Annotated in this window: 20 protein-coding genes; 12 read left to right on the plus strand and 8 right to left on the minus strand. The window is 70.3% G+C overall.

Annotated features, from left to right (window positions below; genetic code table 11):
* Positions 1-74 precede the first annotated feature (74 nt).
* Positions 75-326 (plus strand): hypothetical protein, encoded by a 252-nt coding sequence (locus GNZ18_RS42435; protein WP_246250217.1) that lies wholly within the window; start codon positions 75-77, stop codon positions 324-326.
* A complete protein-coding gene (locus tag GNZ18_RS42440; protein WP_246250218.1) occupies positions 323-565 on the plus strand; it encodes a hypothetical protein in 243 nt (80 codons plus the stop codon). Before GNZ18_RS42435 ends, GNZ18_RS42440 begins: the two co-directional genes overlap by 4 nt.
* Here the strand turns inward: GNZ18_RS42440 and GNZ18_RS23520 are convergent.
* Positions 528-740: a hypothetical protein gene (locus tag GNZ18_RS23520; RefSeq protein WP_156218690.1), complete on the minus strand. Its 213-nt coding sequence runs from the start codon at positions 738-740 to the stop codon at positions 528-530. The genes GNZ18_RS42440 and GNZ18_RS23520 overlap by 38 nt on opposite strands.
* A gap of 520 nt (positions 741-1,260) precedes the next feature.
* A complete protein-coding gene (locus tag GNZ18_RS23525) occupies positions 1,261-2,289 on the minus strand; it encodes a threonine ammonia-lyase (RefSeq protein WP_156218691.1) in 1,029 nt (342 codons plus the stop codon).
* A gap of 99 nt (positions 2,290-2,388) precedes the next feature.
* Here GNZ18_RS23525 and GNZ18_RS23530 point away from each other — a divergent pair, with 99 nt between their 5' ends.
* Complete coding sequence (locus tag GNZ18_RS23530; protein WP_156218692.1) at positions 2,389-2,904, plus strand: Lrp/AsnC family transcriptional regulator; 516 nt, start codon at positions 2,389-2,391, stop codon at positions 2,902-2,904.
* A gap of 117 nt (positions 2,905-3,021) precedes the next feature.
* Here GNZ18_RS23530 and GNZ18_RS23535 read toward each other — a convergent pair whose 3' ends face one another.
* Both GNZ18_RS23535 and GNZ18_RS40880 read right to left on the minus strand, forming a co-directional pair.
* Positions 3,022-3,885: a DUF4253 domain-containing protein gene (locus GNZ18_RS23535; protein ID WP_156218693.1), complete on the minus strand. Its 864-nt coding sequence runs from the start codon at positions 3,883-3,885 to the stop codon at positions 3,022-3,024.
* Positions 3,886-4,019: 134 nt separating this feature from the next.
* Positions 4,020-4,175, minus strand: coding sequence for a hypothetical protein (locus GNZ18_RS40880; RefSeq protein ID WP_173390867.1), 156 nt, complete (start codon positions 4,173-4,175; stop codon positions 4,020-4,022).
* 194 nt (positions 4,176-4,369) lie between these two features.
* Here GNZ18_RS40880 and GNZ18_RS23540 point away from each other — a divergent pair, with 194 nt between their 5' ends.
* On the plus strand, positions 4,370-5,131 hold the full coding sequence (locus GNZ18_RS23540) for a hypothetical protein (protein ID WP_156218694.1): 762 nt from the start codon (positions 4,370-4,372) through the stop codon (positions 5,129-5,131).
* Positions 5,132-5,218: 87 nt separating this feature from the next.
* Here GNZ18_RS23540 and GNZ18_RS23545 read toward each other — a convergent pair whose 3' ends face one another.
* Both GNZ18_RS23545 and GNZ18_RS23550 read right to left on the minus strand, forming a co-directional pair.
* On the minus strand, positions 5,219-5,578 hold the full coding sequence (locus GNZ18_RS23545; RefSeq protein WP_281378085.1) for a hypothetical protein: 360 nt from the start codon (positions 5,576-5,578) through the stop codon (positions 5,219-5,221).
* Complete coding sequence (locus GNZ18_RS23550; RefSeq protein WP_156218696.1) at positions 5,575-5,892, minus strand: hypothetical protein; 318 nt, start codon at positions 5,890-5,892, stop codon at positions 5,575-5,577. Before GNZ18_RS23550 ends, GNZ18_RS23545 begins: the two co-directional genes overlap by 4 nt.
* 206 nt (positions 5,893-6,098) lie before the next feature.
* Between GNZ18_RS23550 and GNZ18_RS23555 the strand changes: the two genes are divergently transcribed.
* The 4 genes from GNZ18_RS23555 to GNZ18_RS23570 all read left to right on the plus strand — a co-directional run bounded on the left by GNZ18_RS23555 (position 6,099) and on the right by GNZ18_RS23570 (position 9,067).
* Complete coding sequence (locus GNZ18_RS23555; RefSeq protein ID WP_312874690.1) at positions 6,099-6,875, plus strand: transposase; 777 nt, start codon at positions 6,099-6,101, stop codon at positions 6,873-6,875.
* Between the two features lie 613 nt (positions 6,876-7,488).
* Complete coding sequence (locus GNZ18_RS23560; protein ID WP_173390868.1) at positions 7,489-7,833, plus strand: ArsR/SmtB family transcription factor; 345 nt, start codon at positions 7,489-7,491, stop codon at positions 7,831-7,833.
* The gene (locus GNZ18_RS23565) at positions 7,830-8,336 is read left to right on the plus strand and encodes an SRPBCC family protein (protein WP_156218698.1); all 507 of its coding nucleotides are present in this window, start codon (positions 7,830-7,832) and stop codon (positions 8,334-8,336) included. The genes GNZ18_RS23560 and GNZ18_RS23565 overlap by 4 nt, the downstream gene beginning before the upstream one ends.
* A 119-nt stretch (positions 8,337-8,455) precedes the next feature.
* The gene (locus tag GNZ18_RS23570) at positions 8,456-9,067 is read left to right on the plus strand and encodes a dihydrofolate reductase family protein (protein WP_246250220.1); all 612 of its coding nucleotides are present in this window, start codon (positions 8,456-8,458) and stop codon (positions 9,065-9,067) included.
* Between the two features lie 385 nt (positions 9,068-9,452).
* On the opposite strand, the gene GNZ18_RS23575 is transcribed toward GNZ18_RS23570, so the two are convergent.
* Positions 9,453-9,989, minus strand: a complete 537-nt coding sequence (locus GNZ18_RS23575; RefSeq protein WP_156218699.1) for a hypothetical protein — start codon at positions 9,987-9,989, stop codon at positions 9,453-9,455.
* 1,314 nt (positions 9,990-11,303) lie between these two features.
* Between GNZ18_RS23575 and GNZ18_RS23580 the strand changes: the two genes are divergently transcribed.
* The 4 genes from GNZ18_RS23580 to GNZ18_RS23595 all read left to right on the plus strand — a co-directional run bounded on the left by GNZ18_RS23580 (position 11,304) and on the right by GNZ18_RS23595 (position 19,334).
* Entirely contained in the window at positions 11,304-11,834 is a 531-nt protein-coding gene (locus GNZ18_RS23580) for a pyridoxamine 5'-phosphate oxidase family protein (protein ID WP_156218700.1), read from the plus strand.
* 169 nt (positions 11,835-12,003) lie between these two features.
* Positions 12,004-14,586, plus strand: coding sequence for an excinuclease ABC subunit UvrA (locus GNZ18_RS23585; protein WP_246250222.1), 2,583 nt, complete (start codon positions 12,004-12,006; stop codon positions 14,584-14,586).
* A gap of 9 nt (positions 14,587-14,595) precedes the next feature.
* Positions 14,596-18,624 (plus strand): CHAT domain-containing protein, encoded by a 4,029-nt coding sequence (locus GNZ18_RS43265; protein ID WP_156218701.1) that lies wholly within the window; start codon positions 14,596-14,598, stop codon positions 18,622-18,624.
* Positions 18,621-19,334 carry a hypothetical protein gene (locus GNZ18_RS23595; protein WP_156218702.1) on the plus strand — a complete coding sequence of 238 codons (714 nt, stop codon included), beginning with the start codon at positions 18,621-18,623 and terminating at the stop codon, positions 19,332-19,334. Before GNZ18_RS43265 ends, GNZ18_RS23595 begins: the two co-directional genes overlap by 4 nt.
* Before the next feature lie 824 nt (positions 19,335-20,158).
* Here GNZ18_RS23595 and GNZ18_RS23600 read toward each other — a convergent pair.
* Entirely contained in the window at positions 20,159-20,494 is a 336-nt protein-coding gene (locus GNZ18_RS23600; protein WP_156218703.1) for a hypothetical protein, read from the minus strand.
* Positions 20,495-21,123: the final 629 nt, after the last annotated feature.

Genomic DNA, 21,123 nt, shown 5'->3' on the forward strand with positions numbered 1-21,123 from the left:
CAGCCGGGGCGCACAACAGCCGGACGTTGCGGATGCGGCTTGCGACCGGCGGTGATCGTGACCAGGTGGCCCGGATGGCGGGGGCTCGGTGCGCCTGGCTGGAGGAGCGCGGACTGGAGAGCTGGCGGGACGCGGTGGAGGGCTTGGTCGAGGAGTGCGACAACCCGGCCGGGGATGTGTGGGTGCTGGACTGCGAGGAGCAGGGTGTGGTCGGGCGGATGCTCGTGCAGGACGTCGGTCCGCCGTGGGGCTGGACCGACGCCGAGCGCGCCCAACCGGCCGCTCACCGCGCCCCGGCTACTGGGGAAGGGAGCCGGGCACGGTGATGGCCTGGTGGGCGGTCGATCGCGCCGCCCGATTGGGGGTGCCGTGGGTGCGGCGGCACTGCCACTTCGAGGGCGTCGCCCGCTACAACCTCTCTCAGGGGTTCACGCTGGTGCGGACCGAGCAGCGCACCAACGCGCGGACGTTCATGATGGCGCGGCGGGCCGAACGCCTGGACCTGTCGGACTGGCTCGCGGGACAGGTCAGCTCAGGAACGCCCGCGCCGCCTGATCGAGCGTGATCACCTCGACCAGCTTGGAGTGCCGGTCCTCCCGGTAGAGCCCGGCCTCCATTTCGCCGAGTACGGCTCGGAGTCCGTCAGGGTCCAGGAGTTTCTCCTCGATCAGCGGTGAGCCCTGCTCCAGGAGGCGGCGCAGCAGCGGCAGGCCGTGGACGTGCAGGGACTCCTCGACCAACTCGGCGAAGCTTTCGCGGACGGCCGGGTCGCAGGCGTCGTGGGTGAGCCCTGGCTATCGAGTCGGCCCGCGAGCGACACAGCGTCGATCCGGTAGTCGACGCCTGCGTCGCGCGCGCCGGGGGCTTCATTGATGAGCAGCCCGGTCAGCCCGATGCTCGTGCCGACCACGGACATCACGGTCGCGGCAGGGCGGCACCGCCGCTTGCCCTCTTTGACCGCGCACGTCGTCCCCAGCCAGGCGATGACGCCGAACGCTCCGATGGCCGACAACAGGAACAGATAGGTGATGACCGGCCGAGTCGACACGCGTCTGGCTGTACGTGGGATAACCGGCCCGAATGTGATCGGCCAGCAGATGGGCGGTGGCACGGTCGAGGTAGGGGGTGATCGTCGCGATGAGGGTGGGCCAAGGCCCGTGTACATCGCTGTGATGGCCGATCGCTCACCAGGTGTCTTCGTCATCGCAGTGCTTCCTTTCGCCTCATACGGTGAGGGAGGCGCGGAGGAACCCGACGCGCTCATCGGTCACGCGAACCGCCAGGGCGGCCCTTTGGGATTCGCGTGCCCGGGACGGGTCGTGCGAGCCGGGCCGCGAGTTCGCGTACCTGCTCGGGGCGGGGGTTGGCGCCGGTCAGCACCGTCACCGGCCGATCGCCGGGGACCAGGCCCTCGGCGATCGCTGCCAGGCCCGCCGCCCCCGCCGGCTCCAGGAGGATCCCGAGCGTGCGGGCCGCCAGTTCCATGGCGGCGGCGATGGCCTCGTCGGTCACCAGGACGATCTCGTCCACCAAGGCGCGGGCCCGTCGCACCGAAGCATCCAACGGGGTGCGCACCGCGATGCCGTCGGCGAAGGTGCGGGCGCGTTCGACGCGGACCGCGTGGCCGGCCCGCAGGCTGTTCCGCATCGACGGGGCGCCCTCGGCGTTGACCCCCACGATCCGGGTGCTGGGCGCGTGCTCCTTCATCCAGCGCGCCACGCCGTTGATCAGCGCGCCGTCGCCGACCGGGAGCACGACGGCGTCGAAGCCCGGACCACGCGCGCCGCCTGGCGCGCCGCGGGTCAACTCGACTCCGATCGTTCCGGCACCCTCGGCGATCGCCGCCTGGAGACCGTCCCGAAGATGGACGCAGCCCGGATGGCGTTCGGCGTGGAGGGCCGCGGCCTTCCGTGCCGACGTGCCGTCCGGCCCGGCCGCAACGACCCGGGCGCCGAGGGTCTCCATCCGCTGCCGCTTGTCGGGATTGATCGTCTCGGGCACGAACACCTCGACCGGCATCCCGCGGGCCCGTCCCGCGTAGGCGACGGCCTGCCCGAAGTTGCCCGAACTGGCGCACACCACCGGCGTGCCAGCGGCGAGCGTGCTCAGCATCAGATCGGCGCCCCGGCCCTTGAAGCTGCGAACCGGATTGGCCGTCTCCAGCTTCACCGTCACCGTGCGGCCGTCCAGCGCCTGGCACAGTTGCTCATCGAGGTACTGCGGGGTGTTGAGGAACACCGGATCGATCACCTGCACGGCCTTTTCGATCCGCGCCACGTCCAGATCCATGCGCGTCGCCTTTCCTGGGGCTTCGGGACCCGGCCGACGTTAATCGAACACCCAATCGAAGCGATGGCAAATTTTCGCGCCGGAACGCAATAATGTTGCATGCCCGAACCGCCGTCACCACGCCTGGACGAGATCGACGCGCAACTCCTGGACCTCCTCCAGCGCGACGCCGGAGGCACCCTGCGCGACCTCGGCGAACGGGTCGGGCTCTCACCGAGCGCCGTCCAGCGGCGCATCGCCCGCTACCGCAAGGACGGCCTCATCACCAGGCAGATCGCCGTCCTCGACCCACACCGCTTCGGCCCCACCGTCCTGGCCACGGTCCTGGTGACCCTGAAAGAGGAATCATTCGAACACCACCGCGCCTTCGCCGAACGGATGCGCGCGAACCCGCAGGTCCAGCAGTGCTACCAGGTTGCGGGACCGTGGGACTACGTGGTCGTCCTCGCCGCGCGGAGCATGCGCGACTGCAGCCGCCTCGGCAACCGCCTGTTCAAAGCGGACGACAACATCAGGCGCTACGAAACCCTGTTCGTCTTCGACACCATCAAGACCGGCCTGGCCCTCCCGCTGCCCGCGCCACAGCCCCTGCGAGCACAAGACGGGCGCCCATAAGACGGGACTCCCCGGACCACGACCGCTGTTCAGTGGTAGGCGGCCAAGCACAGGCCCAGTGCGGCGGAACGTCGAGATCGCGGTATCGCTGCGGGCATCAATGCCGACAGGGGCGGTTCAGTCCCACCAGAAATGCCAGGCATTGAGGCCGATGAGACGCTCGGCATAGGAGGCGAGTATGGCGGGGCCGTTGTTCTGCTGGATGTTGTCCGGACAGAACGCGAAATGCTCGGCGGCGATGCGGAGCGCTTCTTGGTGTGTCGAGGGTGGAGCCGAGACGCTCAGATACAGGTCGGCGAAGCCGACACCGACGACCCGGACGCCGAAGCGATCCTCCCAGCCACGGACCACCGAGGCGATCTCTGCGGTGTCATTGGTGTGGTTCAGCGGTCCGCTCCACCCCACCGAGACCAGCGCGTCGGATCCCCGCCGCGCGGCGGCAAGTCCAAGCCGTAGGGACGAGAGCCGCCCGGTCAGCTGTTGCGCATACCCGATGGCGAACGAGCCCGGCTCTCCCTGTGAGGTCGTGTTCGGTGCCAGGCCAGGCCACCGCCGACCGTAGGGCGCGGTCACAGCGCCCCGTTCCCCACCAGGCAACTCCTGATCATCCTGGTCGGTCTCGGCGTAGGCCTGCCACCATGCCTCCAGCACATCGTTGGGATCATGATCTTCCGGAGAGGTGAACTGCTCGGGAAAGAGCTCACCCGACGCCCAGGGGCGAAATTCCTTGCCATGGGCGAGCGGTGCCAAGAGCAGCGGCCACAGCCCCGTTCGACCGCGGAGCCGGTAGAGGGCCGTCCACAACTCGACCGCGGGCGCGGTCGAGGACAGCCAAAGACTCACCTCCCCCTCACCCTCATCGGCCTTGATCAAGCGGCCGGGCGGCAAAACGGCCTCAAGATCCACGCCCTCAATGGCCTGGCCTGACAACAGCGCCAACTCCGACCCGACCGAATTCCCGGCATTCACCCGCCACACCATAGATCACCATCGCGCGCAGCTCACTGGTCCACGTGCCCGTCCTGTGGAACGCGAGCCGAGTTCAGCCCCCATGAGCGTTCTTGCCGCCACCAGCAGATCCGGCCCACCCGGTGGCGGGCGGCTGGCGACGAGGGTCACGACAGCGACTGTGACTCCTGCGGCGACCACGACAGCACCCGGGCCAGGCCGGTGAGGGCGTCGCCCGGATCCGACACCGAACAGGCCAGCGCCGTCCACCAATGCGCCACAGGCGGACGGCGCTGGTCCCCCAGCCCAGTCGCGACCACCACACCGCGGCGTGACACTGAGCGCTTTGAGTGTCCACACCCCGCATCCCGCGAGGTTCACCCTGGCCGGACTCCCTCCACCGCAACCGAGCCCATGCTTCGGGGCGGCCAGGACGTCTAGATCTTGCGCGCAGGGGTCCGCTGGCCCTTTCCGGAACCGCTCCCTCCGCGCGATGGCGAGCCGTAAAACGGCCGACATGCCGATCACCACCCCGCCAGGCGACCTCGATGAAGCAACGACCACCTGGGACGGTGCCGAGCCCGGCGCGCCCGCGCCCAGGGTGAGGGTGGTGTCCCTGCGCGACACCGACACCGAACGGCTGGTGCTGACCGACGTGGACCTGAGCCGACGTCGGTTCGCCACCGACCTGCGCGACACCCGGCAGGTACTGGCCGAGGAGCACCACTGGCGGGCGGCGAACACCCGACCGCGGACCCGGCGGACCCGGCGCGCCACCCGGTGGAGGGCCGCACCGGACGGCATGGCCGTGGTGGACGCAGCGCGGCTGGAGGTGCTGTACCGGAAGCTGCGCAAAGCGCTGGAGGACTCCAAGAACGAGCCGGGCGCGGCCGACTTCTACTACGGCGAGATGCAGATGCACCGCCACAGCGGACGCGACGGCCGCGGGTTCGCCGGGCGAGCGCTGGTGTGGACCTACTGGCTGGTGGCGGGCTACGGCCTGCGGGCCTGGCGCGCACTCGCCACCCTGGCCGTACTCGTCGCGCTGGTCGCGGTCGCGGTCGCGGTGAAGTACACCGGGTTCCCCAGCGACCTGGTCCCCTACACCGACGCGCTGCTCTACAGCCTCCGCTCGGCCTTCCTCATCAACGCCAAGACCACCACCGTGCCCGACACCATCACCCGCTGGGGCGAGGTATTCCGCATCATCTTGCGCATCGCCGTCCCGCTCCTGCTCGGCCTGGCGGGCCTGGCCATCCGCAACCGCCTCAAACGCTGACCACCTGCGCCCTTCGCGACCAGGCCAGCAGCACCGCCGGACGGCCTGATCTACACCGTGGCTCCACGGGTGGAGCGCGCCAGAGCCTCAGGCCACGCGTGTCGCAAGCGGACGGTCGGTATGCGTGTTGGCTGCTGTCGTGGGCACAGTGCAAGACCTCGCGGATGCCGCAGGTGACGTGGACCCGGCCATAGGGGCGCGGGACGCATGCCCAGCGTCGCCGGTGACGACTTCTGGTTGCTTCTCGACTCGGTCGAGGTTGCCCCGGGCGGTCTCGGCGAGGTCCTTGTCGACCTCCACCGTGACGACCTTGTCGTCGCCGACCTGCCAGGCCAGCATCGCGGCCATCCCCCCGCTCCCGGTCCCGATCTTCGGCTCCCGCTTCTTCGACGGGTGGGAGGTGCTGGAGCCGGGCGTGGTGTCCTGGTCGGAGTCCGTCGCGGTCAGCGCTTGCGCGCGATGCGCCGCCCGGCCACAATGGCGGCGCCCACGGCCGCCACCACCGGCGCTGCGCGCAGGAACCGCCTCAGCGTAAGGAGCTTCGCGAGCCCGACCGCCCTGCCCGGCAACGCGGCGACCTCGCCGCCGACCTGGGCCACGCCCTTGGCGGCGCCGCTCGCGCCCTTGCTCACGCCCTGACCCGCCGCTTCGCTCGCGTCCGTACCCGTGCGGGCGGCCTTCGTGGTTCCGGTGGCGGCCTTGCGCCCGGCGTTCGCCACGGCGGTCTTGGGGGTCGCGTCCGGCACCTCGGGGGGTTTCATGTCGCTCCTTTCATGGATTCGTGAATTGCGGTTTACCCGGCTCGGCGTGGGCAAACATGCCGCGGCCGCTCGACGGCTACGATCGGAGAGGATGGAACTGAGACCGGCGGTTCTACGAAACCAAGGGTTGGCCGGACCTACAGCGGGTCGATGCCGCACTAAAGGCTGTCCCGTAACGCCAGACCTTCGAGATCGTTGATCTTGGTGTGGAGCGGGTGATCAGGGCCGATCGGGACGAGTGGGTGCCGGTGTTCACCGGCCTGCCGGTGCGGCAGTTCCGCCGCCTGGTACGGATCGTCGCAGGTCGCGGCGGTGAGCAGACCGGCACCGGACGGCGCTGGAGTCTGCCGCCGGCCGACCGGGTGCTGCTGATCGCGGTGTACTACCGCACCAACCTCACGCTGCGGCAGGTCGCACTGCTGTTCGGGGTGTCTGAGTCCGCCGCGCACCGCGTCGTGGATCACCTGGCGCCGCTGCTCGCACTGGCCCCGGTCGCCCGCCGGCACAGTCCGGACACGGTGCTGATCGTGGACGGGACGCTGGTTCCCGTCCACGACCGGACGGTCAGCGCCTCCTCCAAGAACTACCGGTACTCGGTGAACATGCAGGTGGTCATCGACGCAGGCACCCGGCTTGCGGTCGCGGTCGGACGTCCGGTGCCGGGCAATCACAACGACTGCACCGCCTTCCGCGATTCAGGTGCCGATACCGCGTGCCGGGGCACGCACGTGATGGCCGACGGCGGCTACCAGGGAAACCGGCAGGTCATCATGCCCTACCGGCGGCCCCGCGACGGCAGCGAACTGCCCGCCTGGCAGCACGAATTCAACACCGTCCACAAACGGGTGCGCGCCCGCGTCGAGCACGTCTTCGCGCGCATGAAGTGGTGGAACATCCTGCGCAACTGCCGCCGCAAACGCGACGGCGTCCACCACGCCACCCACGGAATCGCCCTCATGCACAACCTGGCGGTAGCCGGCTGACCGGCCCGGAGGACGCCAGCTCACCGGCAGCACGCCTGGCCGCGCCTCTCGACCATTACGGGACAGCCTTTAGGTCCTGGCCGGTGGATCCTTGGTGTTTGGCGGAGGCTGATCTGCGCCCTGGGTTGTGATGGTGGGCGCGTGTTTTGCACGGTCTCCCGTTTTCCCTGTTCTTGGTGGCTACCCGGTCCAACGGACAGTCCCCGTCCCCCGAACCCGCACCGCAGCCTTCCGCCAGCTCGTCCTCCAAGCCCCCGCACCCGTCGTCGCCCATGCCCTCGGTTACAGCCCCGCCACCACCACCGCACCGCCGGCCGCCGCCACGGACGCCAGGTGATCTACACACGGACGGTCAAAGGAAATATCCTCCGCGGGCCACCGGCCATAGAAGGCAGAGCGTCCCAGCAGCCGTCTCCCCGCCACCCCCAGCAGCGGAATGATCACCCCGGCTGACTGCCCCCGGCTCAGATGACGTAGTGGCCGCCGCGATGTCCGGCGAGCTGGCGACGGTCAACGGACGTGGGAGTAAGGCGCGGTGGTTGCAGCGGTGTCGATCACGAAAGCTCAACCTAAAGGTTGACTATCGGCTGGCCTGCGCCCTATGTTCAACCTTATGGTTGAGCATTCCGCTGGGATGGACACGGTCTTCGGCGCGCTCGCGCACCCAGCGCGCCGCGCGATGCTCGACCAGCTCGCCGCCCGGGAGCGCACCGTCAGCGAGCTCGCGGCGCCGCTGTCGATGTCGCTGGCGGCGGCCTCTAAGCACGTCAAGGTCCTCGAACGGGCCGGGCTGGTCCGCCGGACCGTTGTCGGGCGCACCCACTGGTGTCGTCTGGACCCCGGGCCGCTGGCGAGCGCCCTCGCCTGGCTGCGGGTCTACGAGCAGTACTGGAACGAGCGGCTCGATGCCCTAGAGGAGCTGTTCACCCCATCGAATCGCGATCAGGAGGAGACATGACAACCCCCACCGGCACGGCGGTCCGCATCGAGCGCACGATCCCCGCGCCGCCTGCGCAGGTCTACCGCGCGTGGCTCGACCCGGAGGTTCTCCGACGTTGGTTCGCGCCGTCGGGCTGGGAGGCGGTGCGCGTCGAGGTGGACGAGCGCGTCGGCGGGCATCTGCGCGCCTGGCACCTCGACCCGCAAGAACACCTCGACCCGCAAGAACAGGCAGGCGGCCCCGAATGCCGCATCGTCGAGCTGGTGCCCGACGAGCGCATTGTGCTCGACTGGTGGTTCGTCGGCCCGACCCGGGAGATCGAGCGCGACCAGGCCTCCCGGCTGACCGTGACCCTGCGCGCGGTCGGCGACGGCACGCACCTGACGCTGGTGCATGATCGGCTCGACGGACTCGCCGCCGCACTGCCTGAGGTCGCCCGCAACGTCGAGGCCGGCTGGACCGGCACGCTCGGTCGCCTCGCCACGACGATGGCCGCGCGGGCGAGGTTGTCACCCGAGTAGATCGCCGAGGTTTGTGAACCAACCGGCCGACTGACCCGACCCCGATAGCCCCGCCACCGAGACCGGCGTTCGCTCCGCCCTCATGCCCAGGCCGGGCGCCGATCATCAAGATGACCGATATGACCCGCTGGGAGATGACCCTGATGCGCAAGCTCACCGTCTCGACGATCGCGTCCCTTGACGGTTACGTCGAGGGACCGGGCAAAGACGTCACGGCGCTGCCGTTTGACGATGGCTTCAGCGCCTACAACGTGCAGCGGCTGCGGGCGGCGGGCATCTTGCTGTCCGGACGGAGGTCTTTCGAGGATTTCCGCGACTACTGGCCCGCCGTCGCGGACGACGAGACGCAGGGTGCGACCGAGCGCGAGATCTCCCGCCTCAACAACGCGATCGAGAAGGTCGTCATCTCCGACACCTTGACCGCCGCGGAGACCGCTCCCTGGGAGGACACCACGCGCATCGTCCGGCGAGACGACGCCGCCGAGGCGGTTCGTGCGCTGAAAGCGCAAGACGGTGGCGACATCTTCGTCGCCGGCAGCCGCACCACGTGGAACGCGCTGCTGGTCGAGGGCCTGGTCGACGAGCTGCACGTCATGGTCGGGCCTGCCCTGCTCGGCGCGGGTACTCCCCTCATCGGTGACCCTGGCCCGGTCCCGCTGCAGCTACTCGAAGCCCGGCTGCTGCCCAACTCCCAGCTCGTGCTCCTGCGGTACGCACCGCACCTCGACTGAACGACCTTCGGAGCCGGGTTCTGCCGGACCTCGCCGACCACGGGTCCTGCAGCCCGTGGCGGGCCGATCCCCAGTGTCCCTGGACGGGCGTGATCGACGTGGCGCATCGGTGTTCTGCCGGGGTGCTGACCGGTAGCGGTCCGGACAGCTTGCGCCCGCAGAGCTCAGGCGCGGGCCAGCACCCGCTAGAGGACGTCTCAGCCCGTCGCCAGGACGTCACGACACCACCGTGGCCGCCGTCCTCCTCGCCCTCATGCGCGAGCCGGTGAACGGCGGCGAACTGCCGCGCCGCGTCGAGGCCGGCGTGGTCGCCGATGCTGGCTGACAACGGTCAGCGGGGGCGGGAAGGGCATCGGGGAGCGTTTCGGCCGGCGGGGCGGCGGGGTCAGGGAATGATGCACCCGTTGGGGACTTGGTGGTAGAGGCGGCCTTTCAGATCGGTGTGCACGGCCTTGAGGCTGAAGGTCCTGCCCCGGTACCGGCTTGCCGGCAGGCTTGCGTGCGGTGGGTAGGCCTGTGTTTTGCGGTCGACGCGCTGGCCGTCGATGAGGACGTCGACCTCCCAGGGGCCGGCGTCGGCGCTGGGGTCGTTCATGTAGATGCCCCAGGCGATGGTGTGGCTGGGGCTGGTGCGGACGTGGATGCGGCCGTCGGGGCCGCGGAAGGTGACGTCCCTGCAGGAGGGCGCCCGCAGGGTGGCCGCGGCGCGGGCGTTGATCGCGCCGGTCCTGGCCGCGGGCAGGCCGCGGGGGTCCTGGGGCACGGTCCGGGGAGGGGCCGGGCTCGTGGCCGCCGATGCGGCCGATGCGGCGCCGGTGAGCGCGGTCGAGGCGCCCGCGCAGGCCAGGGTGAGCGCGGCGAGGGCACGCCCGGCAATGCGCCCGGGGGTGCGTGCGTGATCGGTCGTCATGAGGTCGGCCACCCTTCATCACTAAGAGTCATAGACTAGTTACATTCTGCTCCTTGTCGCTCGTGTTCACACGGCCGCGAGGCAGACCGGCCCCTCGCCCCGGTCTCGGACCTGGGTTGCTGCTCGCGGGCCGCCGCTTGCGGGCCGGTCCCGGCGGCCCGCAGCCGGACACCCAGGGCCGCCCGGCGGCGGGGCAACAAATGCACATCGTGCACATAAGCGTGTCCCGGCCGAGCGCGGCCAGGACGACACCGCCCAGGTCAGGCGCTGCCGAGGAAGGCGACGACGGCCAACTGCACCAAGCACCCCATCGCCGCAGGCGGAACCTGGAACCACTCCCCCGCCCAACGCTGAAGGGCTGCGCAGCCTCCAGGTCGTTCAACAGCCCACTCAGACGCGCACCAAGGGCGTCCAACTGCCGAGCCCGCCGCGTCCACCCGCGCACGAACCAGCTCATCCCGCTGCCCGTCCGCGACCTTCACCAGCCGGCCACCCTAGGGCCTGCAAAAACCGCCGCATCGCCAGCAGCTCGTCCAGGACCTGCGCGTCATCGGGCGCCCTCCGAGACCTCCGACTACGCCACCGCCGAACCGCATGGATCATTGACGCTATGCCGTTCCTCGTCTGCGCTCGCTGCGCTCAGGGGCTCACCGCCGAGATCCAGCAGACAGCCGCCTCCCCCCAGGACGTCCCAGGTCAGCCCTACCTCCCACGGGGGGCCTACACGCCCATCTGGAACGGTGGTTTCGTGGTCAACTGCAACGATGTCACTGGCGCAGTCCGCCACCCTGACCCTGCCCGCTCGGCCGGCTGCTGCGGCCCCTCCGGACTTCACGGGCCGAACCTCGTCTGCTCGGGATGCGGACGGGAAGTCGGAACCGAAGAGTCAGACTGTTGGAAGCCCCACTTCGTCGTCACACTGCCCGACGCAACCGCCTTGATCCCCCCGTTGCCCGAGACATTGAAGTAGCTCGACCAATACGACACACGGCGCAGGGGGTGCGCCGACGGGTGGGGCAGATTCGCAGAGCTCACACCTCAGGACAAGGTGGGCAGCGGCCACGAGCCCCCCTGAGCCGTCCGGGATGTCGAGATGGACGGTCTGCGTGTGCGGGGTGACGCGCCAGCCCTCACACCGGCCACAAGACGGGACAGGCCGTCATCGAGACGACTTGATCGATCGCGCGCCGACGGAGCGGCCCCGGTGATGTTCGCGCAACCGGCAAAAAGCATGACACAGGGTGTCAGGTTTTTAGGTGAGCATGTTCGCTGGTCGGCGCCGATGGAGGACGCGGACCGAGCCCTACGGATAGACAAGGACCGCACATGCGCGAAACGCAAGAAGATCTCAAGGAGCTCCAGGCCCTGCTGGACGCTTCTCTCTCCCGCTCCACCTCGCATCTCCGCTCGATCATCACAACCGAGAGAACACTGACCGCAGAGGAGCTCACCGGGGTCCTCACCGGGATGTGCACCCTGGCGCTGTCCACCGTGACGGCGAAGGGCGAGCCGCGGATCAGCGGGGTGGACGGGCACTTCCTGCACGGCAAGTGGCACTTCGGCACGGCCCGCAAGGCCGCCAAGGCCCGCCATCTGGCCGCCCGCCCCGCCGCCAGCGCCGCGCACATGCGCGGTGAGGACCTGGGCGTGTTCACGCACGGGACGGTGGAGATCCTCAATCCCCCAGGCGGCGAGCAGGCCGCGGACTGGCCGGACCTGCTCGCCTACCTCAAGGACTTCTACGGCGCCGACTTCTTCGACTGGGACAACGACGTGGTCTATTACCGGCTGCATCCGCACTGGATGAGCGTCTTCGCCCCCGATATCGCCAAGCTCACCGCGGCGTCCCGTTCTTGATCAGAGCACGTACCGCATCGGGAGCGGCTGCGTACTGAAAGACCTGGCGAGGCGGTCGCTCAGCGCCATTGGGTGATGAGCCACCGCCGCGTTGTGGCGTGATCGGTTGGTTCGGCAGGGGGAGCCCGTCCGCTCATGCCCTGCCGCGTTGCGAGAGGGTGGACGAAGGTTGACGGCATTCGTACGAGACGTCGCGGGCATGGGGCGCGAGACCATCGAGGTGGTGGGGGCTCGTACCAACAATTTGCGGGACGTGTCGGTGAGTATCCCCAAGGGGCAGCTCGTCGCTTTCACCGGAGTGAGCGGTAGCGGCAAGACCTCGCTGGCCATCGACACCCTGCACAACGAGGCCCAACTGCGGTATCTGGAGGGGCTGTCGCCGTTCGTACGGCAGTACATCACCCAGCGCAATCGCCCGAAGGTCGACCGCATCCTCGGACTCGGCGCGACGCTCGCGGTCGACCAGCGCCGCCTGAACCGCAACCCCCGTTCCACGGTCGCGACGATCACTGGCATCGATGGCCACCTGGGACTGCTGTACTCGCGCCTTCCGGGAATCGGCGCGGGATCGGTGGCAGAGAGCGGAGACGGGCATCTCACGACCGCTCACTTCGATCGCAATACGCCGGAAGGAAGCTGTGCGGACTGCCACGGGGTGGGCGGACGCTGGCAGGCGCAAGAGGACCTGGTCATCACCCACCCGGAGCTTCCGCTCTTCGAGGGGGCTTCACCCTGGTACGCGAAATGGCGGTCGGGGGAGCACGCGTTCGTACCGGCGCTCGCCGAAAAGCGGAGCGTGGACCTCGCCCGGCCGTGGCAGTCGCTGCCTGAGGAGTTCCGCCACTGCGTGCTGTACGGCACGGGTGACGAGAAGATCGAGGCGACCGTCGACATGACGAACAAGAATGAGACGGCGCTGCTGACCTACACCTCAAGTCAGCCGCTGCGGGGCGCGCTCGCCGAGGTGGAGCGGGTGTTCGTGAACGCCCAGACGTCCAGCGCCAAGCAGCGTTACCTGCCATACATGCGCAAGCAGCCCTGCGCCACCTGCGGGGGCAGCGGGTACGACCAGGTGGCCAGGTCCGTGCGGATCGGCGGGCTGACGTACCCCGACCTGATCGAGGTGGAAGTACGGGAAGTGCGCAGTTGGGCGAAACGTGTGGCGAATGACCTGGGCGCCCGGCAGCGTGAGGTGGGTGAGCCGCTACTCCAGGACCTGGGCCGCAGACTCGGAATCCTTGACCGGCTCGGCCTGGCCCATCTCCAGCTATCCCGAAGCGCGGCGACGCTGTCCGGGGGTGAGTTGCAGCGGACCCGGCTTGCCGCGCAGCTCAGCACCGAGCTGAGCGGCATCATCTTCGTCCTGGACGAGCCCGGGACCGGGCTTCATCCGGCGGACAAGGCGCACTTGCTCGACATCGCCCTGGAAGTGCGTGCGGCCGGCAACACGGTGCTCCTCGTCGAGCACGACCCTGAACTGATTGCCCGGGCCGACTGGGTGATCGATATGGGGCCTGGCGCGGGCCGTCTGGGCGGTGAGGCTCTGGTGTCGGGTCCTCCGGCCGACGTGGTCGCCCATCCGACGTCGCTGACCGGGCGCTATCTTGCCGGTGAGGGCCCGCGGCTGCGCCGGACCCGCCGCCCCGCCGCGGACGACACCGGCTGGGTGGAGCTGCACGGCCTGCGTGCGCACAATGTGGTCGCGGACCTGGTGCGTTTCCCCGCCGGTCGGCTCACCTGCCTGACCGGGGTGAGCGGCAGCGGCAAGAGCAGCCTGCTCGGCGCGCTCGGGGCGAGCGCGGAGGCCGCCCTCAACGGAACGGCGACCGACACGGTGCGAAAGGTGACCGGCCTCGCGGGGTTCGGCTGGGTCGCCGTCGTGGATCAAGAACCGCTCGGGCGGACACCGCGGTCCAACCCGGCTACGTACAGCAAGGCATTCGACATTGTCCGCAGGCTGTTCGCCGAGACCGACATGGCGCGCGGGCACGGGGTCAATGCCTCCTGGTTCAGCTTCAACACCGCAGGTGGCGGCCGCTGCGAGACCTGCGCCGGTTATGGCCGCAAGCTGGTCGACATGCACTTTCTGCCGGATGTCTGGGTGGTCTGCGACGCGTGTGAGGGCAGGCGCTACAAGGCGGAGGCCCTGGAGATCAGGTATCAGGGACTGGCCATCGATCAGGTGCTGGAGCTGACCGTCGCCGAGGCCGTGGAGCAGTTCTCCGAGCCCCGGCAGCTCGCGGAGACCCTGGGAGCCTTGAACCAGGTCGGGCTTGGCTATCTCCAACTCGGCCAGAGTGCCACCGAGCTGTCCGGCGGCGAGGCGCAGCGGCTGAAGCTGGCGTCCGCGATCCAGCGCGGCGCGGCGAGCCGCAAGGCCGGGCTCGTCGTTCTCGACGAGCCCGTCTCGGGCCTGCACCCGTCTGACATCCAGCGTGTGGTGGATGCGCTCGACGTGTTGCTCGACTCGGGTAACACCGTCGTCGTGGCCGAACACGATATCCCCGTCGCCGCGTCCGCGGACTGGGTGATCGACCTGGGGCCGGGGGCCGGTCCGGACGGGGGTGCGGTGGTCGCGGAGGGCACTCCGGACACGATCGCGACGGCGGACACCCTGACGGCCGGTTTCTTCCGGCGGTACGCGGCGGGCCTGCCACTCCTGGAGGTGCGACCGCGGGCAGGGGATGGTGACCGGATGCGGTCCTCATGCGGTCCTGGGAACCATGCCCGTCCCGAGCGACCTGGACCTTAGATTGCTGGGATGGGGCGGTCTCGGGGTGAGCGGGTTGTGGAACTCGCCGCCGAGGGCCGCTTCGAGGAGGCTCTTGCTGAGGCCATCGTGCTGGCCGGGGAGTCTGAGAGTCCGGTGACGCTGGGCCAGGTCGGCTTCCTTCACGAGCAGCTCGGCCAGTGGGCGCAGGCCGAGGAGTGGCTGCGCCGGGCGCTCGCCGGTGATCCGGGCTATGTGACGCGGTATCAGCCGGTGGCCTGGTACTCCCACACTTCGGTGTCGGCGGATCTGCATCACATGCTGGGCCGCGTGCTGCAGCGGCAGGGCGAGGCGCAGGAAGCGCGATTGCACTACCACTTGGCCAAGAGGTCCGATCCGACGGTGGAACTGGACCCGATCTATCGGGACATCATGTCCACGGCCGATCTGGAGAACCATCCCGGCTACGACCGGCCCGACGCGGGGCCTCCCACCGGCGCCGCGGAGTTCGTGGAGTACCTGTTGGGGCTGCGCTCTCCCGAGGAGGTCCGGCGCGCCGCCGCCTCCGCGCCCTTCGATGAGCCGGGGCAGGTGGTCGCAGTCGCCGCCGAGCAGATGCAGCAGCGGGGGCGTTTCCTCATGGCCGCGCAGCTGCGGATCGTCTTGGACGCGATGTTCGCCGACCAGGAAACCGCCCGCCTCAGATGGGAGACGGTCGGGAGCGAGCACGTCCGACGGCTGCTCGATCTCGCGGAGATGCGGCAGGAGGGAACCGTCGGGGCCCAGGAGGCTGACGCGCTCGCCGCCGGGGTCGCCGTCCCGCCCGAGGCCGCCCCGGAGCTGATGGAGCTGGTCTGGCGTTTTGTGAGCAACGACCCCGCGACTGGGCTGGTCATCGCGGGCGTCGCCCGTCCGGCGCTGGCGGCGCTGGGCCGCGACGCCCAGGCCGCCGTGCTGGTCGGACGGGCTCAGTTCGGCGCCGGGCACCTCGGGGCGGCCGCGGCGACGATCGCGGCGGCCGCGGCGGAACTGGCCGACGACGATCCCTGGCTCGGCGAGGCGCTCGCCTCCCTCGCGGCGCTCAACCGACGGCTCGGACGGGACGGGGAGGCAACTCAGGCGGAGCGGCGACTCAAGCGCATCGCCCCCGCGCAGACCGGCGGGAGCGATCCGGACGATCTCCTGGATCACGCCGAGGCCCTGATCGAGGACGGACGCACCGATGAGGCGCTGGCCGTGCTCGGGGAGGTCTCCCTGGCCCCGGGCGGAGCGCCGATGATCCGAAGGTGGGTCCTGACCGGCAATGCGCACGCCGCTCGGGGTGAGCCTGAGCGGGTGGTCGAGGCGTGGCGCACGGCACTGGTCCTGGCCCGGGCCTCCAGCGGGCTCCTCGACCAGTGGCCGATCCTCATGGGGCTGGGCCGGGCGAGCCTGGCGACCGGCGACCGGAGTGCGGCCCGGGACTACTTCGAGGCGGCCCTGGAGCAGTCGCGGGACGATTCGGCGGGCGAGCGGGAGGCGGAGGCGCTCCTCCAGCTCGGCCTCCTGCAGGTCGAGGAGGACCCCGACGCCGCCATCGCCACGGTCGGCCGCAGCCTGGCCATGTGGCCCGAAGATGCGGGCCCCTCCAAGGAGGAGGAGCCTGCTCGACTCCCCCGGCGGCGGCGATGGCGCAGGCCGCGGCGCTCGCGCTCCACTCGGCACGCGGAGGAGGAGTCCGCGGCGGCGCTGGCGGAGATCGCCCGCGTGGGCGGGCTGCTCCCTCTCGACGAACTGGGGCTCCCGCGGACAGGCCCTGATGCTCTGGAAGCCGGGGCGATCAGGGCCGACATCTTCGACCTGCTCGACGGGATCGACGACCTCCTCGAAAAGATCCTCCCCTCGGGGAAGCGCGCCCACGCCGCTCTGGTGGCGGCGGACCTCGCTGCGCACGTCGGAGACCTGCCGCGCGGCATCGGCCTCGCGCAACGGGCCCTTAAGATCGCGACGGTGAAGGGGAGGCCCGACCTCGAAGCCGAGATGCACGCCCGGGGCACCCTCGGCAGGCTCGTCCGCCTCGACGGGGACTTCGAGACCGCCCGAACACACTTCGAGCGCGGCGTGGCCTGCGCCCGGACTCTTCACGACACCAAAGGCGAAGCCGATCTGCGCGGCCGACTGGCGATCACGCTGCGGTTCCTCGATCTGCCCGACCTGGCCGTCGAGCACTACGCGTTCGCCGTCGAGATGGCCGAGCGCCGCGGAGATGCCGCCACCGCCGCCCTCAACCGGCTCAACATGGCGCAGTCACTGATCCTCCTCGCGCGCCCGGACGCCGCCGCCGATGCGTTGCAACGCGCGGTCCGCGGTTTCGGTGAGCGGGGACTGGAGGATCTGGCCGGGTTCGCGCTGCGGGTGCTCGCGGTCCTGCTGCCCGGCCAGCACCTCGCCGAGGACGTCCGCGCCGCCCTGGAGGGCCTCGGCACCGAGGTCACCTCGGAGTTCGCGAGCAGGGAGTGGACCTTCGAACACCTGCACATTGCCCGGACGCTCACAGGACGGGGCGAGCACCAGGCCGCCAAAGACGCGCTGGAGCAGATGGCGCGGGGCCTGGACAGTGCCGGCGGCGCGGAGATCACCATCCTGGGGTATGTCGAGGCCGCCCGCATCCTGGCCGACGCGGATCCCGAGCATGCCTGGGAGCTGGCCGGGCGGGCGCTGTCCGCCGCGATGAGCCTGACCTCCCAGCCCCGGCTCGTCACCGACTGCCACATGGCGCGCCTCGCGCTCGCGCTCACCCAGGGCTGGGACGAGCGGATCGACCCGCTGCTTCCCCTGCTCCTGGCCGACTGGAGGCTTCTGCGCCGCAAGCTGTCCACCGACGCCGCGCGGATCGCCCTGGCCGACCACATGACGGCGCACCTGCGCCCCGCGGTGGCCCGCCTGCTCCAGCGCGGCCAGCCCGCCCGCGCGTTCCAGCTGTGGGAGGCGCTGCAGGCCCCGGCGTTCACCGACCTCCTCCACGCAGTGCGGGAGGTGCCGACCCCGGAGCCGGAGCCGGGCCACGACCTGGAACCAGGACTGCGCGATGCCCTGGCCGACGTCGCCGGTGTCCTGGCCTTGGCCGATATCGGCGACGGGGTCGTGGCCTTCGTGCACCGGCACCCCTACGACGGACCGCCTCTGGCGATGCGGACCGGACTCTCCGCCGAGGACGTGCACGGGCTGGTGAAGGTATTCCGGCGCGAGGTCCACCTCTTCCACGGCCAAGGGGCACGGTCATGGTCGCATCTGGCCCGGCCGCTGCTCGCGGCCGCCGCACCGCACCTGCCCTCCGGCGGCACCCTGATGCTCATGCTGGACGCCGGGTTGCAGGAGCTACCCGTTCATGCCGTCCCGCTCCCGGACGGCGCCACTCTCGTGGACCGCTTCGGCCTGGTGCACGCACCGAACCTGACCGGATTCCCGACCCTGCGCGAACGGGCGGCCGGCGCGGGCGGCCACTGGCCCAGGCTCCTCACGGTCGGCACCGCCTTCCCAGACGAGGCGCGGGCCCTGGCCATCGCCCACGGCGGGATGTGCCTGTCCGGCAACACCCTGCCCAAGGACCAGATCAGCCGGTCGATGGCGAAGGCCGACATCATCCACTTCGCCTGCCACGGCTTCTTCGACCCCGAACGCCCCCTGGATTCCGGGCTCCTGCTGACCACCCGCCCGAGCGCGTCGAGCCGGCACGAGATCCTCTCCCTCAGAGACCTCATCACCTGGCGGTCCACCGCCGCGATGGTCACCTTGAGCGCCTGCGAGACAGGGCTGGGCCGCCCCTCACCCGCCGACCACCTCGGGCTGGCCCGCAGCATCCTGGCGGCAGGCGCGGCGAGCGTCCTGGTCGCCCTCTGGAAGATCGACGACGACGCCACACAGCGCTTCATGCTCGACTTCTACCGGGAACTGTGGCGCACGGCCGGCGATGGACGCCTGGACCCCGCCGGCGCCCTCAGCCGCACCCAGCGCGCCTGGGCCGCGACGCGTCCGGCCCAGCAATGGGCGGCGTTCCGCCTGATCGGCAGCCCCACCCTGCAGAACGGAAGGGCACCATGAGCAACGAGGAGATCGTCGAACTGGAGCCGATCGACCCAGGTTCCCTCCGCTCCGGCGAGGGCACCCGGGTCTGGGAGACCGTGCGGGGCCGACGCAACCGAATCTCCATCGCCCGCCCCACCCTCCTGGACCCCGCCGAACGCCTGGACGCCGAGACCCGGGCTCGACTCGAACGTCTCCACCCGCCGGGCGCGCACGCACTCTCCGCCCTACTCCTCTCCCTCACCCTTCTCCCCGACTCTGGTTGCCGTTTCCTCTCCGCCGACCTCATCCTCACCGCGCAGGAGACCCCCGAGGAGGCGGTCTTCGCCCATCTGGACCCGGCGGAGCGCTCGTCCACGGTCGAGGTGACCAAGGCGAAAGCGGGCCTCGGCGGCTCGCTCAACGACCCGCTGGGCGCGGTCGTCGCCGTCGAGATGACGCCCCGGAAGCAGGAGACGCGGCTGACCAGGACGGAGGTGGCCCTGGAGAGCTTCGGCACCGGCACCCCCCAGGCGGGCTGGCGCCTCGCCGTGACCAGTTCCCGCGAGATCCCCCTGACCACCGACGACCTCATGGCCGTCCTCGCACGCCCGCACGCACATCCCGGGACCGTCGGCGTGAACGTCGTCGCCGAGATCGAGATCCGCACCCCCGGCGACCGCTGGCTCACCTGGGCCTTCAAACGCCGCGACCCACCCTCCGCCGCCCGCACCATCACGCTCCAATAGGCGCGACGGCCCAGCGGCCGGTCAGCCGCTCCCATTGCGGGACGCCGGGCTCCCCCGGACGGGGTGAGGAACGCTCAGCACGCCGTCAGCGCTCCGTCCGACACCTGTCCGCGTGCAGGAACGCGAGCCCGAACCGGCGGCCCATCTCGGCGTCGCCGCCTGGAACGCCGCCGGGCGCCGCATCGCATCGACGTGGGCCCCACCCGCCGGCCCGTCCACATCCCCGTACTGGTCCGCCTCACCTTTGAGGGCCTGGTCGACCACCGTCGCGAACTCCACCGGGGAACGGTCCGGGCACGGCGGTGGGAACGGCAGTTCGACCGTCTGCACGGACCCGTAGGCGCGCTTCCACTCCTCCGCGCCCGCGATAGAACGACCGCTCTGCTCCGCCCCGCGTGACGCACACGCCGTCCAGCTCGAACGACCCGTCCGGACCGATGCTGGAGATCGTCCCCTCGCAGACGATCGGACCGCGCCCCGGTGCCGTCCGCGTCACGCGGACGCGATCACCGTTCTGGATACCGAACATGGGCGCTCCTCTCGCAGGTTCGGTTTCGGAAACCAGAGTGGTGGCGGTGGCCCTCCGAGGCCCGTCCCCCGCTATGCGGGTTCACCCCGGAGGGGCGGCGGCCGCCCGTGTGTACGCGGTACTACGAGGGCCCGGACAGCCTCTCCTGCGGAACTGCGGGGAGAAAGGGAACGGTCCGCCGCGCGCTCCGGACGCAAGCGACGCGGCGGACCGTCATCGCCGCCGGAGGCTCACGGCGGCGTCGGGGTCACCGACTTGTGGGCACGCCCCCTTCGGGGGTCGCGCCTGGTGGCGACTAGTAGGTGAACCGGATCGTGGCTGCGCCGCCGGGGGTCCATCCGCGGACCTTGACGCCCGCGGCGACGTTGCCCCACGGAACGACGCAGGTTCCGCCGCCCGTGCCGCACTTGTGCCAGTACGCCTTGCCCTTCGAGTCGAACCCGCGGACGTTGAACGCGGTGTTCTGGTTCCCGTACACGTTCCAGCGGAAGGTGACCTTCCGCCCCTTGCTTCCGAAGATGGAGCAGCTGCCCACGCCCGGGCTCCACTGGGCCGGGGTGGTCACGATGTTGCCGCCGCACGAGGAAGCCTGGACGGTCTGGACGGGGGCGGTGGCGGCCTCGCCAGGCACGGAAAGACCTCCGACCACTGCCGGTACAGCGAGCGAAAGGGCGGCGACGCGGCCGAGGGAGATTCTCATATGCACACTCCTCTGATCAGAGCGGGAATCGGTCTGGGAACGAGACCGACAGGAAGCCGGCAGGGCGCTCGCCGCACTTCGGCGTGGAACGTTCCTGCCGCGGGCTACGATGCCGCACCCGTCCACCGGCCTCTAGGGCCCTAGGGCCCCATGTGGGGGATGAGCGGAGCCGCCCCCGGCGTCGTCGGGGAGCATAGGAGCGGCCACACATCCGGCACCGGATAGGAGAGCGCTGCCACAGCGCCAACCAGACCCCGAGCCCCGCCCTGATCGGCAAAGCCAGGACGCAGCCCGCATTTCGCAGCAAGTCAGGGACGTAGATGCAAGCTCAATGCCTCAGTCCTGAGCAGCCGACCGCGTCGATGTAGGAAATGATCCGCTCGGCGTCATAGCGCATGGGCGCCGCCATCTGAGAGCCCCCCACAGGGCGAGCGTGAGGGCGATCTCACGAACATCCTCCACCTCGTGGCCGACGCTGAGGTAGCGCAGATACATAGCACCGATCTCGGCCAGGCGCCCGACGTAGGTGCTCTCGGGTGGGCTGGCGGCCAGTTCCGCGG

This window comes from Actinomadura litoris, from assembly GCF_009733595.1.
Lineage (GTDB): Bacteria > Actinomycetota > Actinomycetes > Streptosporangiales > Streptosporangiaceae > Spirillospora > Spirillospora litoris.

Coding starts and splice junctions, on each gene's coding strand:
- GNZ18_RS42435 (WP_246250217.1), top strand. CDS start 75: ATGGCGGGGGCTCGGTGCGCCTGGCTGGAGGAGCGCGGACTGGAGAGC.
- GNZ18_RS23525 (WP_156218691.1), bottom strand. CDS start 2,289: ATGGATCTGGACGTGGCGCGGATCGAAAAGGCCGTGCAGGTGATCGAT.
- GNZ18_RS23530 (WP_156218692.1), top strand. CDS start 2,389: ATGCCCGAACCGCCGTCACCACGCCTGGACGAGATCGACGCGCAACTC.
- GNZ18_RS23535 (WP_156218693.1), bottom strand. CDS start 3,885: ATGGTGTGGCGGGTGAATGCCGGGAATTCGGTCGGGTCGGAGTTGGCG.
- GNZ18_RS23540 (WP_156218694.1), top strand. CDS start 4,370: ATGCCGATCACCACCCCGCCAGGCGACCTCGATGAAGCAACGACCACC.
- GNZ18_RS23550 (WP_156218696.1), bottom strand. CDS start 5,892: ATGAAACCCCCCGAGGTGCCGGACGCGACCCCCAAGACCGCCGTGGCG.
- GNZ18_RS23560 (WP_173390868.1), top strand. CDS start 7,489: ATGGTTGAGCATTCCGCTGGGATGGACACGGTCTTCGGCGCGCTCGCG.
- GNZ18_RS23565 (WP_156218698.1), top strand. CDS start 7,830: ATGACAACCCCCACCGGCACGGCGGTCCGCATCGAGCGCACGATCCCC.
- GNZ18_RS23570 (WP_246250220.1), top strand. CDS start 8,456: ATGACCCGCTGGGAGATGACCCTGATGCGCAAGCTCACCGTCTCGACG.
- GNZ18_RS23580 (WP_156218700.1), top strand. CDS start 11,304: ATGCGCGAAACGCAAGAAGATCTCAAGGAGCTCCAGGCCCTGCTGGAC.
- GNZ18_RS43265 (WP_156218701.1), top strand. CDS start 14,596: ATGGGGCGGTCTCGGGGTGAGCGGGTTGTGGAACTCGCCGCCGAGGGC.
- GNZ18_RS23595 (WP_156218702.1), top strand. CDS start 18,621: ATGAGCAACGAGGAGATCGTCGAACTGGAGCCGATCGACCCAGGTTCC.